A 15,588-nucleotide genomic window follows, 5' to 3' on the forward strand; every position below is an offset into this window, starting at 1 on the left:
GCTGCGGGCCTCTCCCCGCCAGGCAGAGACCCGCGCGTTCACGGGCTAGAACAGTACCGGATGCATGAACGTAAGACAACAAAATTTCGTGCCGATCTTGACCTTCCCGGTCAGGCGGTGTATCGTCATCGAGTTTTCAAGAACACCTAACTGGAAGAGACTCGATCATGAAAGATTCGCGGGCGTCATGGATGAAGCAGGGGAAGTTCGGCGTGATGGTCCACTGGTGCGTGCCGAAGACGCCGCCGCAATACGGCAAACGCATCGAGGATATCAACCAGGCTGCGGACCGGTTCGATGTGGACCGCTTTATCAAGGATTTCCGCCGGACTAAGGCAGATTGGCTCATCTTCACGATTGGACAAGACAAGGGGTTTGCCAGCCCGAACAGCGTCATGGATCGTCTGGCAGGTCCGGGACATTGCACGCGGCGCGACCTGATTTTGGAGGTTGCTAAGGAGGTAAAAAAACTCGGCCGCAGGTTTGTGGCCTACTTGCCGACGATGTCCAACCGGAAGCGTTTTCCTTTTGGTCCAGTCCGCATGTCGGAACAGGCCTACCTGCGACTGTACACGGATCTGATCGAAGAATATGCGCGGCGTTTTGGAAAGAATCTGGATGGCTGGTGGTTTGACGGCGGCTCCGTGGATCCGGATCTGCGCGACGTACTTGTCAACCGCCTGCGTGCCGCAAGAGCTGGCAACCCGGATGCGGTCGTAACGTTCAATGACGGGTCCATCTGTCTCGGCCTGTCCCAGCCGGCAGTTCTTGGCCAGGACTACCTTGCTGGCGAATCCGAATTTTTGTTGAAGGGCAAGATCCGTTACGGGCGCGGGACAGATGTCCTGACGCCGATGCCAGGCGGAGTGTCTTCGCGTAAGCCTGTCATGGGTCGTGGTGTCACGGATTGCCTGGGATATGTTCGCACCCTGCCGTTGCCGCAACCGCCAGCGACGTGCCTCTGGCACGCATTGCTGCCGATTGATTGCATGTGGGAAACGGGCATTTCGTTTAACCCCGACTGGCAGAATCCGGCCTTTCCGTGGGTTGCCCCCAAGCCGCACAAGATGGAGAAGCCGCTTTACACCCTGGACGACCTCGAGACCGTGGTGCGGGACTTCAAGTCCGTCGGCGGCGGCGTCACGTTCAACATCGGCATCTTTCAGGAGGGCGGTCTCGGCCCGGACACGGTGGATCAACTGGCCAAACTGGCGCGGCGTATCTAGAAACCAGTTGTCCTGAGTGCAAGGGTGGTGGTGCCCGTGCGCAAACCCTTCGCCTCCGCCTGCAGTTTGAGTTTTCTGGTTTTTCTGCCAGCCTGCACGATGATCTGGGCCAGACCGTTGAACACGCTGCGCTTCCATGGATCCCCATCCGAGCCCTTGTCCGGCTCGTGGCAGGAAGGGTCGCCATTGCCCACGCCGATGATTTTGCCGGGACCGGAAAGTGTAAAGCGCACCTCGTTGTCGGCCACGGGCACAAGTCTTCCTTGTCTGTCGAGAACGGCAACCGTGATGATTGACACGTCCATTCCGTCCGCCGCAATGACGGCCCGGTCAGGCGTCAGTTGAATGGCTGCTGGCGCGCCGGTGGTCTCCACGCGTTTCTCCGCGATCAGCTTGCGCCGTTTGTACCCCTTGGCCTGCAAGGCACCGGGGGCATACGGAACCATCCAGGAGAGATAGCCAAGCTGCGGCATGGCCTTCCGGCCCAGACTCCGGTCGTTCAAGAACAGCTCGACCTCGTCACAGTTGCTATAGCACCAGACGTCAATCTCCTGCCCCTCCCTGCCCGGCCAGTTCCAGTGCGGCAGGAAATGGAGCACGGTCCTGGACGTCCACCAGGATTGAAAGTAGTAGAAACTGTCCTTGGGAAAACCGCAGGTGTCGAGAATCCCGAAATTTGAACTGACGCACGGCCACTTGTCATGTGGCGCCGGTTCACCCCGGTAGTCGAATCCGGTCCAGGCAAAGGTGCCAGCCAGGAATGGACGATTCTCGAAGAAAGGGACCCATTCACGGGACGACTTACCCCATTGCGAGGGGAATTCCAGGTCGTAAGCCGTCACATATCCTTTGGCCGCATCCTTCTCGTAGATCCCTCGTGTGGTCAGTACACTGCCTTCCTCGCTGCCCACGATCGGCAGCGTTGGATTGTCGGCGTGCAGCTTGTCCATGTCGCCCAGGAAAATGTAGTTTACGCCCATCACGTCCACCACGCCGAAGTACCCCTTCTCCCCCCACGCTCCGGCAGTGACCGGACGAGTCGGGTCCAGGCGCTTGACCAGCCGTTTCATGGGTGCGGCCACGCGGTTCCCCATCTCCGTCCACTGAATCGGCTCCTCGTTGAGGATGGACCAAAGAATGACACTGGGGTGGTTTCGGTCGCGGCGGACCAGACACTCCAACTGGCCAAGGATCTCGCGGCTGCTCCCCATCATGCGATGCTCATCCATGATCAGCATCCCCAACCGGTCGCAGGCGTCCAGGAGTTCCGGGGTTGGTGGATTGTGCGACGTGCGAATGGCGTTGCACCCCATCTCCTTGAGTCGTTCGACGCGGAAGGACTGGATCCGATCCGGCAGGGCCACCCCTACCCCGGCGTGGTCTTGGTGGTTGCAGGTGCCGCGGATCTTCACGGGCTTGTTGTTGAGGAAGAACCCTTTGTCCGGATCGAAGCGAATGGAACGGATGCCGAACGGCGTATCCAGACGGTCCACCTCGCGCCCGTTCTGCAGAATGGTCGTCCGCCAGGTGTAGAGATTGGGCGATTCCAACGACCAGAGCGCGGGGTTCTTGAGCGTTATTTTAAGCGTCACGTTCCGCTGTCCCCATGGCGGCAGCGCAATCCCCCGCTTCAGGCATTTCTGAACCACGTTGCCTTCCGCATCGATTACTTCGCCCCGGATCTCTACGGTGGCGGCCTGTTCGCCCTCATTGACCACCGCGACATCCGTGCGGATGGCGGCCTGGGCGCGACCCGGGCGCGTCTGGACGAAGGCCCCCCAATGCCCAACGTGCACGGGCGCTGTTTTGGTCAGCCACACATGGCGGTAGATGCCGGCACCTTCATAAAACCACCCCTCGAAGTGTGTGGCGTCCACCCGCACGACTAGAACATTCTTCTCGCCGAACAAAGTGTAATCCGTGCAATCGTACTGGAAACTGCTGTAGCCACTCTCGTTCCTTCCCAGATAATGACCGTTCAGCCAGGCGGAACAATCCCGGAATACACCGTCGAACTCCAAGGTGATACGGCGGCTGGCGTCGGATGCCGGAATTTCAATAGTTTTCCGGTATCAGCCGATCGTGGTCGCGGGGGAACCGCGGCCTACCGGCTTGAAGCCGTGATGAAAAATGGCCGACTCGTCGAACGGCAGTTCCACGGCCCAGTCGTGCGGCAGATCGAGCAAACGCCACGCGGTGTCGTCGAACTTTGGGCTGAGCACGCCGTTGGAGTTGCCGGTCTTGCTGAAAATCTGGTGATCACTGCCGAAGGCGAAGTCCAATGTCGGGTCGGCCGCGTGCCCGAAAGCAAAGCGCCAGCCTTCATCCAGCGACAGCCGTTGCCTGTAATCTTGTGACATCGTCTCTCCTGCTTTCATGTCTTCATTCCGAACATCCGTTCCTTTAGATCCAGATAGTAAAGGTAATCGTTCTCATTCACATCCGGCGGACAGCGGTGATCGCAGAACGGGATGTAGCCGCCGCGCGCCACCAGCGGCGCGACGGATTCCAGATACGCCTTGATCGCCTCGCGCCCCTTGATCAGCGCCATCTTGTCGATGCCTCCCATGATGCGCAGATCCTTGCCGTACTCGTCCAACAAGATCTTCGGGTGCACGCAACTGTTGACTTCGTAGGGGAACAGGCAGTTGATGCCGGCTTCCAGAAACCCGGGCAGAAGCGGCCGCACATCGCCGTCACAGTCGGTGTACCAAATGTCGATGCCGACGGCCTTGAGTTTCTTGCCGATCCGCTTGTAGCGCGGGACTACGATCTGGGTGAAGAAGTCGAGCGAGACGATCGGCCCGTTCTTGAAGCAGATGTCTTCCCAGCCGGTCGCGAAATCAAATTCCACGTGCGGCAGAAGCTGGTCCAGCATGTCTTCCACTAGGACGCAGGACGTCTCGACCATGTCGGGATAGTCGTAGCAGGCGTACGCGAGCCCTTCGAAGGTGAGCATGTTCCGGATGGTTCCGATCATGGATCCGCACGGGATGCCCTGCGGCCTGTCCCGTTCGGCGGGATGCCGTTGTTTCTCGACTTCGACGTTCAACGTGCGGGCCGGATCGTCGCGACGGAGGCGCTCTTCCTTGCACCTTTTCCAGTCGTCCGGCGTGACGATGCTGGCCTTGATGTAGTGAGGGATGGTGCCATGCCCATCCTTCGGGACCTCGGCCAGCAGGCCGTCGCCGTTCATGAGCGTCCGGGTGGTCTCGGTTTCCGAGACCACCGTTTGCGGGAAAGATGGATTCATCCACGTGTTTGGCCAAACCGAATCAAGCGAGTCGAAGGCAAACATCTCATTGGCTTGTCACTCGTGCTTGATCCCGTTCTTCTTGAAGATGGACCAAGCTTCGTAGTTCTCTTCCCAGTAGCCGAACTCCATGTTAAAGGATCGGTCCACCGACTGATAATGCATCTGCCGGTTGAACCGTTCCCTCCCGGTCATGGTTCCCTTCCAGGGTTTGCGATACGGTGTGATGGCCATAATGATGCTTCCTTGCTTTCGAGACCTATTTTCCGCTTTTGACCGCACTCTGGACAGCCTGCTTGTCCAGACGTTCCGCCAGTTCCGCAAGTTGATCCACCGTCTTCGGGCCCACCACGCCTTCCTGGAAGATCCCGACATTGAACGTCACGCCACCGCCCACGGCTTTGAATTCCCGCACGAGTTTTTCGAGATCATTCACCGTGTAAAGCGGGTCCTCCATCTGGTGCGGTTTCGGCGGGACACAGGGAAACGGCGCATTCATCCAATCCGGGTAGTTACCGCCATGCCCCCACATGCAGTCAATGGGAACCAGGGCATGCCACAGGCAGGCGCGCGGGGGTTGCAGCTTGTGCGTCGCCGGTGTCAGCAGCCTCTTCTTGCGCCCGTACCGAACCCTGCCATTGATCAGGAACTCGACTTCTCCGGACAGGTAGTCCTGCCCGCGAACCACAGGGGCGCTGAGGCCGCAACAGAATGAACCGTCGTTGAACGCGACGGCCGCATCCGGATTGCCCGCCCGCGCGGCGTTCATGTAGAGCTTGGTGTTGATCTTGGAGCTGTGGAAGACCGGCCAGGTATAGGCGCCGTCAAACCACCACCCGTCCAGCCGTTTCCCGAGCCGCCGGGAGTACTCCGCGAAGAACGCCGTATAGCGGCGCTGGAAATCCTCCTGACCGGTGCCGTCCGTCGTCGTCCAGGCGAACGCCTGGCGTACGGCTTCCGATTGCCCCTTCACTTCGCAGGGGAGATAGGCAATAAATCGCGCGCCTGTTTTTTTGACACCGTCGGCCATTTCGAGCACCAGATCGCGACGCGAACAACGCCCGGGACCGGCCAGATGGTCGAGCACGCTGTTGGGACTGGAGTAGTAGCCGCTGTTCTGGCCGATCGTAAAGATCAGCCAGTCCGCCCCGCTGCGCCGGAATTCCGCCAGAAAACGATCCACGTCGAAACGGTCAACGGCCTGGTTGATATCCTTCAGGTGCCGCCCGTACTGGGGCGGGGGCCCCGGCGGAATCCAATGCACCATCACGCCGAACTTTCCGTGCCCCATCCATGCTGCCCGCGAGTTCTTCATTGTGCCCCTTTCTGACAATCATGCTAGCTTTGGTCTATTCTGAACAACAAGCCATCGGCTGCGGCAGCTGGCCGGCCGCAAACGTGCAGCGCGGCCTTGGCCGCGTCCCACGTCCAAGTGCCAGGCGAAGCGTCACCGTCAGCGCGCGTCAGCGCCTCCGTGCCCAACAACACCCGCTTGAACGGTACGGCCACACCACGCACCTGCAGATCCCACGTTCGCTGTGCTGGCACGCCACGATACGTGCCGGTCGTCGGGCCGTAGATGAAGAACTGGTCGTGGATCTCGTTGTTGCGATGCTCCGAGGTCTCGGGCGACGGCGCCAGATAGGTGTCGCAGTAGCGGCCGGTCTCCGGATTGTAGAACCAGTGCCCGTTGCGGTCGTTCAGGTTCTCCTCGCCGAACGCGCTGGCGGAGTCGAAGAGTGTGTACCCATCCTTGAACATGCCGTACACCGGCCCGCCCGAGGGACAGATCCGCCGGCTGCCGTCGGCCGTCCAGACCGTGAAGCGGAAGTCGAACTTGGCGATTCGGATGCGCAGGGCTGCGGTGGTGACGACGACTTCCCCGTCATTCTCGGTGCGGGTGAACGGCACAGGCGCCCAGTTCGTGTGCTTCCCCACGGCAAAGGGGATCTCATAGGCGGGCGGGAAGGGGTCGTTCCCCTGCAGGCGCGACAGGCGGATGCGGAAGGCGCGCGCCGTGAACAAATCCAGACGCAGGCGCGCCACCACCGGCACGTGGGTGCAATACGAATTCAAATCCAAGGCTGTGTTCATCCCACGTTCATGGTTGTTTTTCGACTCAGGACCCAAGACTCAGGGTAGTGGGTCCGAAGTCCTGCAGCCTGCGTCCACTCTCTTAAGCCCGTTTCATCAGCCGCCGCAACCGCGCCTGGCATTCGCACATGGAGCGGCCCGAGTGATAGGAGACCTTCCAGTCGTTGCCGATGTTCGCGTCGAGCGGTTTGCCCTGGCGGTCGAGCAGCGTGCGCCACTCACCCACCCCGACAATGATCATGTGCGTGCTGATGAAGTCCCACAGGCACTCGAAGGCATCGAGGCAGCGCGGATCATGGAAGGCCTCATAGGCATCGAGGAAGCCGACGAGCGCTTCCGCGTGCTGCCAGAACTCCTTCTCCAGCACCAGGGCACCGCCTTTGCGCAGGCCGTCGCGGTAGATGCCGCCGAACGTCCAGTCCACGCCGTACTTCAAGGCATTGTCCACCAGCTTGCGGAGCAGCGGCTCATACGGCTTCGGGTCGGCATCGGCGATCGCGAGCGCGCGGTGCATCAACCAGACGAGTTCCAGATTGTGACCGTAAGACGTTGTCTCGGTCGGCTGCGCCGGCCGCTCCCCGAACCGCTCGGCGTTCCACGTGCGCTTGACGGCGATGGCCGGGATCGGGTTCCAGGCCAGGTCGAACTGGTTCAACCCGCAGCCGCGCCGGGTATCGATCATGTGCGCGCAGATCAGGTCTACGACCTCCATCAGCTTGCGCCGGTGGAGGGGGGCGCGGGACGCCTCGTAGAGCGTGGTAAAGGACTCCATCAGGTGCATATGCGTATCCAGCCCCTTGCGGTCGCCGCCCGAGAAACCAGGCTCCTCGGGCAACCAATCGCGGCAGAGGTTCTCGTAGTAGCCGCCGTACCGCGTGTCGGCGGCGAACTTCTGCAGGAGGTCGAACGTGCGGGAGGCAGTCTCCACGCCGCGCTTGTCGCCGGTCCCCAGCGTGTATTCGGCCATGGCGTAGATCGCGAAGCTTTCGCCGTAGACGATCTTGCCTGTGTCGCTGCGGTTGCCGTTGGGCTTCGTCTTCCAGTACCAGCCGCCATGCTTCGGGTCCCAGAAATGCGTGAGCAGAAATTCCGCGCCGCCGCGCGCCAGCGCCGCGCTCCCCTTGACCTTGGGCTGCTGCCGGCACAGGTTCGAGAACCACCAGACCAGCCGCGCCTGGGTGTTGACGTACTTCTCCTTGAGCGGCGTGGCGTTGCCCTGCTCATCGAAGCGGACCCGATACCCGCCGTGCTTCGCGTCGCGGGCGCGGGCATGCCAGAACGGAATGAGGCCGGTGGTCAGGTGCTTCGTGATCTCGGCTTCGAGGCGTTGCAGACGCTGGGTTGTCTTCTTGGATGTTTTGTTCATCGTGTTCTCCTTTTATTCCTTACAAAGCCGGGTGCGGTCGTTAGCTGTCGGGAACTGCCGATTGCAACCGGTAGCTTGCGACACTTTTTCGCTACCGCGCCCTACCCCAACTCCACCACCGTGTAGATGCCCAGGTTCTCGACGGTCAGGATATTTCCTTTCAGGTGCGCTTGTGCGCCTGATGCCGGGAATGCGTGCACCCTCGCGTGCTTCGGTGTCCAGCCCAGCGTGAACGACGCGCGTGGAATCGGCGCGATCTGGCGTGTGCCGGAATTCAGGCGGTAGTTCACCAGGTGCAGCGCGTACCCCTTCCGCTGCTTGTGCAGTGAAAGGCCCAGATCACGCACGTTCCGGGTCTCGACCCATGAGGGTGTCTTCCGCAACAGGTGGGCAAGGTCTCGCGACGTGTCGAACGTGAATCGCGTGTCGGCCAGGCGCGGGTCAACCTTGCCGGCGGCCACGAGGCGGCCGCCCTTCTTCTGCCACGCCCGCAGCAACCGGATCTCGCGCTCCGGCAGGCTGTACACATCCGGCAGCACGAGTTGCTTGTAGGCGGCCAGACGTTTGGCCGTCAGCGGCTCGTCGGGGCTGACGTACAGGACGTTGTAGAGCATGCGCGCGTCGCAGAGCGACTGGCACAGCTCGTGAAAGAGCGGAAAGCCGACGTCCAGATGCCGGCGGTTGAGCCCCTGCGTCAATTCGCAATCCAGCGCGCTGCGCTGATCGTAGAGCACGGCGGTTTCGGCGACAAGCCGGTTCGTGAACAGCCCTTCGTGCTCCTTCAGCCAGGCCCCCAGCCGGCGTTCGGCTTCCGCCGGCGGGTAGAACGAATCCTGCCTCTGGTTCTGCAGCCACGCGCCGTACGGGATCGCGATGTTGAAGCCATGGGCCAGCGGTTCGAGCATGAAGAGAATATAGGAATCGTTCTTCCCGGCGTCGAGGTCGCGCATGATCGCGTGGACATAGGGGCCCGGATCCTCGATGAACGACCCCTCCTTGCCGCCAAAAAACGCGTGCCCGAAGCGATAATAGCCGTCCTGACGGAGTTTGATGTCGGCTTTTTCGCCGATGATCAGGTCGCAATGCTTGCGCACCGCCTCGCCGTGCGGATCGCAGTGGTAGAGGTTGGCGGTCACCTGGGCCCGCTTGCCGGTCTTCTTGAGCGAATAGGCGCGGACGTGATCGGCAATGTCGATGACCCCGGGCTCGATACAGGCGATGTGGAAGCGGACAAACGACAGCCAGAGCGGGATGGCCAGCCGCTTGGCGATATCGGGATCGGTCAACTCCGCGTCGGTATAGCCCTTCTTCTTCAGGAACGCGCGGTAGTCGAACCGGTCGAGGTCGAGGTCCTCCGTCTCCGCCGATGGATGCTGTTTCAGATACTCCCGGAACAGCCGCAGGCAGTCCGTGCAGAAGCACCCGCCGCTCATGGCGGCGAGAAGCTGGGCGTCGAACTCATCGATGTGCACCACCGGCGCGCCCGCGTCGATCATGATCTCGATTTCCTTCCGTAGATACTGCCGGAAGGCCGGCTTGTTGCCGCAGGGGCTGTAGCAGGTGTGATCGTGCCCGGGCACCATGAGCCATTTCGAGAAGATGGGGTTCCCTTCGAGCGTCTCAGCCATGAACCCCTTCAGGAAATCCGTGACCGGCTTGCCATCGGAGTCTTTCAGCCCGTTGGGGAAGAACTTCTTGATCGAAGGGAATATTTTCGGATAGCGGTCGGTGGAGAGCTCGCGCATGCCGATCCATCCCTTTTTCCCGACGCCGCGCAGCTTGTTCAGCGCCAGCAGTTCCGACTCGTCCTCGCTGAATTCGGCGGGGAATTCCCACAACTGCGCCTTCCAGATCACGGCGGAGGCGGTGATCCCGCGCGCGGCGCATTCTGCGATGAACTCCTTGTCATTCAGATAGCCGTAGAAACGCAGCCTCGCCGGAATGGCCTCGTTGGCCTCCTGGTCGAGGTACTGGATGCCGATCGCGGCGCTGCCCAGGCAGGACCACAGCAGCAGGTTGCCGCTCATATCCACGGCATCCTGCACTTGTTGCAGCCGCTTCATCGGCATGCTGGGGTGATAGTTCCAATCCTGCCGATACCAGCACATGTAATGTAGTCCGCGAATCATCGTATGCTCCTTGTGTTTGTGAGTCTTGGCGGCCGCCGGCGAACGCTAAGCCCGCCGCAGAGCGACCACGGGATCCATCTTGGCGGCGCGGCGGGCGGGGATGAAGCTCGCCAGGGTGCAGAATGCGATGACCAGCCCGGCGACCTCGGCCACCTCGCGGGGGACGACCCGATGGGGGATGCCGTCCAGCCCGTACACGCCCTTGGGGAACACCTCCAGCCCAAAGAGGGCCAGGCCGTCCACCAGATGCTGCAAATTCGCCAGCACCAGAAAGGCCAGCGCGATGCCGAGCGCCACGCCCGCCAGACACTGGATCCATCCATGCAGCACAAAAGCCAGCATCACCTGCCGCGAACTGAACCCCAGCGCCTTGAGCAGGCCGATCTCGTCGGTCTTCTGCACGGTGATCACGATGAGGGTGTTCGTCACGCAGAAGATCGCCACGACGGTGATAAACATCAGCAGGATCGCCATCATGTTCTTCTCGACGGCCAGCGCGTTGAAGAGCTGGCGGTCGACCTCGTGCCACGTCCGCACGCGATAGTCCGGACCCGCCGCGCGCGACACCTCGCCGACCAGGCGCCGGAACACCTCGCGCTTTTGCGGCTCATCCGTCTTGACATGCACCGAATACGCGCCGCCGCGCAAGCCCATGAGGTCGCGTCCCACCGCGAGGGAGGTGATCAGGAACCCGCTGTCGAAATCGCGCTGCCCGGCATTAAAGATGCCGCGGACTTCGAGCTCCTCGGGAAAATAGACCTCGTCGGGCCTCACCAGATTCAGCGGCGAATAGACTAGCAGCGTATCGCCCACGCCGACCTGCAGGTCGGCGGCGAGGTCGACGCCCAGCACCACGGCATCGCCCGTCAGATCAAAGGTCCCGTCGACCATGTTGGTCACCTGCAGCATTTTTCCGGCGCGCGCGGGGTCGATCCCGACGATCAGCGGGGCGACCACCCGGCGCTGGTATTCGGCCAGCACCCGCGTTTCAATGCTCGGCGAAACGGCGGCGACCCCGGGCACCGCCTCAATCCGCCGGCACAGCGCCTCTTCATGCTCGATCACGCCGCCGGGCGCGGACACGGTCAGGTGCGGCTTGAAGGCGAGGATCTTCTCCTGCCACATGTCGCCGAACCCCGTCATCACCGCGCGCACGATAATGATGATCGCCACGCCCAGCACCACGCCGAGGATCGAGATGAGCGTCACCACCGACGTGAAGGACCGTTTGGGGCGCAGATACTTTAACGCCAGGAACAGCGAAAACCGCATGGGCAACCTCAGGTTCAGGTGTGCAGCGGCGCGAGCGCGCCGTTGAGCGCCAGGTAGTCCCCATAGACCGCGTCGTAGCGGGCCGTGTCGGCGCCGGGCTCGGTGCGGGACGCGGGGTCGAGGCGGATGACCTGCCCGGCCAGGTCGGTGATCGACGCGCGGACGCCCGCCAGCTTGTCGGCGCACCACATCGCCTGCACCACGCAGCCCATGGCGCCGGCTTCGGCGCTGACGGGGCAGATCACCGGGCAGCCGAACACATCCGCGGCGATCCGCCGCCAGATGCGGCTTTTGGCGCCGCCGCCGACCAGGCGGATCTCACGCGGCGAGACGCCGAGCCGGCGCAGGATGTCGAGGCCATAGCGCAGCCCGAGCGTCGCGCCCTCCATGGCGGCACGGGCGAGGTTCTCGCGGGTAAAGTTGGTGCTCGACAGACCGCTGAACGTCGCGCGGGCCCGGGGCAGGGGCGGCGTCCGCTCGCCATTAAAGTAGGGCAGGAGCCGGACGCCGTCGGCACCGGCAGGCGCCCGGGCCACGAGGGCATCGAACGCCTGGACGTCCAGCCCGAGCAGCGCCCGCGTCTGCTCGGTCGCCACGGTCACGTTCATCGTGCAGATCAGCGGCATCCAGCCCCCCGAGCTCGAGCAGAACGCGGCCAGCTCGCCCTCCGGGTCGATCACCGGCTGATCGCTAAAGGCAAAGATTGTCCCCGAGGTGCCGAGGCTTGCCGTCACCGTGCCGGGCGCGACGTTACCGGTGCCGATGGCGGCCATCATGTTGTCGCCGCCGCCCGACGAGACGATCACGCGCTCGCTCAGGCCGAACGCTTGGGCGATTTCGGGACGGATCGTGCCGACCGGTTCGTCCGACGCCACAAGCTCCGGAAGGCATGCGGCCAAGCGGCCAGACGGGTCGATCGCGCGGAGGAGCGTCGGCGACCATATCCGCTTGCGCACATCAAAATAAGCCGTCCCCGATGCGTCGCCGCATTCGGTCTTCCGTTCGCCCGTGAGCCAGAAGTTGAGATAGTCGTGGGGCAGGAGCACAGTCGCGAGCCGGTCATACAGCGCCGGCTCCTGTTCCAGGAGCCAGCGGACCTTGGATGCGGTGAAGCCCGCAGCGACGGCGTTGCCCACGGCGGCAATCACCGCAGCCTTGCCCCCGGCCGCCGCAGTGATGCGTTCGCATTGCGGCACCGTCTCGGTGTCGCACCACAATTTGGCGGGACGGAGGACGCGGCCCTCGCGATCCAGCGGCACGCAGCCGTGCTGCTGGCCCGAGACGCCGATCGCCACGACAGCCTTCGGATCAACCCCCGGCGCGGCCAGGACCTCCCGCAGGGTCCGGGTTGCGGCGTCCACCCACCACTGCGGTTCCTGCTCCCGCCGCCCCTGATTATTTTCGATCAGGTCGTGCGGCGCATAGGCCGAGGCGAGGAGCTTTCCCTGTCCGCGGCTGTACACCACGCATTTCGTCCCCTGCGTGCCATTGTCAATCCCCACCACCAATTGATCGGCCATGCCTCACCCCCGATTAAAAAGCTGAAAGCTGAACACTGAAAGCTGAACACTGAAAGCTGAACACGGCCCGCGCGCACCGTCACTTGATCGAATACCGCGTCGCCTTCACGACCGCCTTCCACAACTGCTCGGGCGTCTCGGCCAGGAGGAGCGCCTCGCGGTTCTGTTCCTTCAGGAACGTCTCGGTCAGGCCGGCCATGAGGCGCATGTAGAATGCGCTGACTGCGGTCGGGATGGTGATGAGAAAGATGATGTGGCTGAGCACGCCGTCCTCGCCGAACAGAACGCCCTTCTTGCTGGTGCCCAGCGCCAGCGTCAGGCCGCCGCCCTCGACGCCGCGCACGTGCGGAAAGGCCAGTCCGTTGTCCATGGCGGTGCTGAGGACGCCCTCGCGCTCCAGCGCGCCGATCACCATCTTTTCGGCGCTGTCGATAAAGTGCGCGTCTTCCATCACCTGCGCCAGCGATTGGATCGCCTCCTCCTTGGTGCTCGCCTGCAGATTGGGCGTCATCAGGCTTTCGGCCGAGAAGCGGGCGAGCCCCGCCTTCCGCGGCTCGGTCCGGCTGGGCAGCTCGCCGACCCAGCGGGGGGCATCCGGCTCCTCGTACAGGATGCGCGCGCAGCTCGGGCAGTTCTGAATCGTCTTGCAGACGCGCACCGACTGGACCTGGCTGATCGGCATCCGCATGCCGCAGATCGCGCAGCACCCGTTATGCATGGGCGACAGGACGATGTGGTCTTTCTTGTACAGCCGCTGATAGAGCGACTTGACGTCGGCCGGCAATTTATCGGTGAGCTCGGCGATCGCGTCGTTCAGCCGGTTCAGATGCGAGCCATCGCCCGTGACCCGGTGTTCATCGCGAATCAGGACCAATTCCTGCAATTGATTCAGATGGTTAATCAGACTTTGCATACGGTTGTCTGGCGCTCCCCACGCGTCGGCGGCCGACGGGTTGACGGTTTGAATGACCGGGTTACGTTAGCATAAAGCGATGTCCTGCGCAAACCCACAAAAACAAAAAGGTTGCGGCGCGCGACACGCCGCAACCCGATCAGAAGCATCACGGTGCGATTACTTCAGGATCATGTCCTTGGCGGCCTTGGCCACGCGGAACTTGACGACCGTCTTGGCCGGGATCTTGATCGTTGCGCCTGTGGCCGGGTTGCGACCCATGCGGGCGGGACGCTTCACCTTGATCAGCTTGCCCAAGCCGGGGAGGACAATACCCTTGGGCTGTTTCGCGCCGACATAGGCGATTGCCAACAGGACATCATACACGGTGGATGCCTGCTTCTTGCTGATTTCACCATTGGCGGCGAGCGCAGCCAGAATCTGGCTCTTCGTCGTTATTGCGGAGACCTTCTTGGGCGCAGCCTTCTTGGCCACAACCTTCTTCGCAGGGGCGGCTTTACTAGCCATGATGTGAACTCCTTGTTGCGGTTTTATGGGGATAAAACCCCACGTGTTGATAAGAATGTAACGCATTCCGCCGGAGAATCAACACAAATCGTCAACAAAATGAAAGATTTTTTCAGGCCGGTCCAGCCACCGGCTCATGCGCGCGGATGAAAATCGCGATGAATCTGGAGCAAACGACTGCTGTCGACATGCGCATAAAGCTGCGTGGTCGCGATGTCGGCATGGCCGAGCAGCTCTTGAATGACCCGTAAATCGGCCCCATGCTGCAGCAGGTGGCTGGCAAAGCAGTGGCGCAGGGTGTGCGGCGTCACCCGGCCGCGAATGCCCGCAGCGCGGGCGCGCTGGACGATCAGCCGCCAGAGGCCCTGTCGCGTAAATCGGCCGCCCCGTCCGTTGACGAACAGCGCGCCGTCCGCCGGGCACCCCGAGGCCAGCATCGGCCGGGCCTGATCCAGATAGATCCCCAGCGCGGTCAGCGCCGCCTCCCCAACCGGAATCACCCGCTGCTTGGACCCCTTGCCCGTGCAGCGGATCTGGGCCGTGTCGCGATCCACATCGCCAACCTGCAGCGACGCCAGCTCGGACACCCGGAGCCCGCACGCATAAAACAGCTCAACGACCGCCCGGTCGCGCGCCTCGCGCGCCGCAGCCTGCGGGGAACCCCGATGCCCGTCGAGCAGGCGCCCGTCAATCAGGCGGGCCACGTCCCCCTCGCCCGGAATGCCGGGCAGGCGCCTGCCGGACCTCGGCGCGGCCATCGTCCCGGTCACATCGGCGGGGACGCGGCCCTCGTCCGCCAGAAACCGGAAAAACACCTTGATGGCGACCAGCCGCCGGGCCACCGTCGCGGCGGCGCGGCCCTCCTGCCGCTGATCCTGCAGAAAGGCGGTGATCGCATCCCGCGTCACCGCAGCCGCCGTCGTGACGCCGATCCGGCTGAGCCAGGCGGCGAGCGCCTCCAGGTCACGCCGGTAGGCGGCCTGCGTGTTGACGCTGAGACCCCGCTCATAGCCGATCGCGTCGAGAAACGCCTGGATGTCTGCGGTCATGCCGCGCCTCAGCGGCACGCCTCGGGCAGCGCCGCCTTCGCCGCATCGGAGGCGGGGATGCCGTTGGCATCAAAACCCGCATGGGCGATCGCGTGCTCGATGTTCTTCCGGCCCAGCTTCATGGATTCATAGCGGACCGTGATCGTGCCGGTCCGCCCGTCAACCCTGAGCGTCGACAGGTCAACCCCGTCAAGCGCCGCGAGCGCCCGCGCCACGCGCTGCGCGCACGCCTCATTTTTGACTGCGGGGGCGTGCACCG

14 protein-coding genes are annotated in these 15,588 nt (G+C 62.8%); 1 reads left to right on the top strand and 13 read right to left on the bottom strand.

Features of this window, described 5'->3' with window-relative positions; all coding sequences use genetic code 11:
* The first annotated feature begins 167 nt into the window (after positions 1-167).
* Positions 168-1,226, top strand: coding sequence for a hypothetical protein (locus FJ222_03965; GenBank protein ID MBM4163583.1), 1,059 nt, complete (start codon positions 168-170; stop codon positions 1,224-1,226).
* Here FJ222_03965 and FJ222_03970 read toward each other — a convergent pair.
* The 13 genes from FJ222_03970 to FJ222_04030 all read right to left on the bottom strand — a co-directional run bounded on the left by FJ222_03970 (position 1,223) and on the right by FJ222_04030 (position 15,586).
* Positions 1,223-3,247, bottom strand: a complete 2,025-nt coding sequence (locus FJ222_03970; GenBank protein MBM4163584.1) for a glycoside hydrolase family 2 protein — start codon at positions 3,245-3,247, stop codon at positions 1,223-1,225. The two genes, FJ222_03965 and FJ222_03970, sit on opposite strands and share 4 nt — an antisense overlap.
* A gap of 51 nt (positions 3,248-3,298) precedes the next feature.
* Positions 3,299-3,586, bottom strand: a complete 288-nt coding sequence (locus tag FJ222_03975) for a hypothetical protein (protein ID MBM4163585.1) — start codon at positions 3,584-3,586, stop codon at positions 3,299-3,301.
* A gap of 14 nt (positions 3,587-3,600) precedes the next feature.
* Positions 3,601-4,524, bottom strand: coding sequence for a hypothetical protein (locus tag FJ222_03980; protein MBM4163586.1), 924 nt, complete (start codon positions 4,522-4,524; stop codon positions 3,601-3,603).
* A 214-nt stretch (positions 4,525-4,738) separates the two neighbouring features.
* Positions 4,739-5,794: a hypothetical protein gene (locus FJ222_03985; protein ID MBM4163587.1), complete on the bottom strand. Its 1,056-nt coding sequence runs from the start codon at positions 5,792-5,794 to the stop codon at positions 4,739-4,741.
* Positions 5,795-5,817: 23 nt separating this feature from the next.
* Positions 5,818-6,573 carry a hypothetical protein gene (locus FJ222_03990; GenBank protein ID MBM4163588.1) on the bottom strand — a complete coding sequence of 252 codons (756 nt, stop codon included), beginning with the start codon at positions 6,571-6,573 and terminating at the stop codon, positions 5,818-5,820.
* An 82-nt stretch (positions 6,574-6,655) separates the two neighbouring features.
* On the bottom strand, positions 6,656-7,939 hold the full coding sequence (locus FJ222_03995) for an N-acylglucosamine 2-epimerase (protein ID MBM4163589.1): 1,284 nt from the start codon (positions 7,937-7,939) through the stop codon (positions 6,656-6,658).
* Positions 7,940-8,040: 101 nt separating this feature from the next.
* Positions 8,041-10,068 (bottom strand): hypothetical protein, encoded by a 2,028-nt coding sequence (locus FJ222_04000; GenBank protein MBM4163590.1) that lies wholly within the window; start codon positions 10,066-10,068, stop codon positions 8,041-8,043.
* A gap of 45 nt (positions 10,069-10,113) precedes the next feature.
* Positions 10,114-11,340, bottom strand: coding sequence for an ABC transporter permease (locus FJ222_04005; GenBank protein MBM4163591.1), 1,227 nt, complete (start codon positions 11,338-11,340; stop codon positions 10,114-10,116).
* 14 nt (positions 11,341-11,354) lie between these two features.
* Positions 11,355-12,860, bottom strand: a complete 1,506-nt coding sequence (gene xylB, locus FJ222_04010; GenBank protein MBM4163592.1) for a xylulokinase — start codon at positions 12,858-12,860, stop codon at positions 11,355-11,357.
* A 79-nt stretch (positions 12,861-12,939) separates the two neighbouring features.
* On the bottom strand, positions 12,940-13,773 hold the full coding sequence (locus tag FJ222_04015) for a hypothetical protein (GenBank protein MBM4163593.1): 834 nt from the start codon (positions 13,771-13,773) through the stop codon (positions 12,940-12,942).
* 159 nt (positions 13,774-13,932) lie between these two features.
* Complete coding sequence (locus FJ222_04020; GenBank protein MBM4163594.1) at positions 13,933-14,280, bottom strand: HU family DNA-binding protein; 348 nt, start codon at positions 14,278-14,280, stop codon at positions 13,933-13,935.
* Between the two features lie 134 nt (positions 14,281-14,414).
* The gene (locus FJ222_04025; protein MBM4163595.1) at positions 14,415-15,329 is read right to left on the bottom strand and encodes a site-specific tyrosine recombinase XerD; all 915 of its coding nucleotides are present in this window, start codon (positions 15,327-15,329) and stop codon (positions 14,415-14,417) included.
* A gap of 8 nt (positions 15,330-15,337) precedes the next feature.
* The gene (locus FJ222_04030) at positions 15,338-15,586 is read right to left on the bottom strand and encodes a heavy-metal-associated domain-containing protein (GenBank protein MBM4163596.1); all 249 of its coding nucleotides are present in this window, start codon (positions 15,584-15,586) and stop codon (positions 15,338-15,340) included.
* Positions 15,587-15,588: the final 2 nt, after the last annotated feature.

This window comes from Lentisphaerota bacterium, from assembly GCA_016873675.1.
In the GTDB taxonomy this organism is placed as follows: Bacteria; Verrucomicrobiota; Kiritimatiellia; order RFP12; family JAAYNR01; genus VGWG01.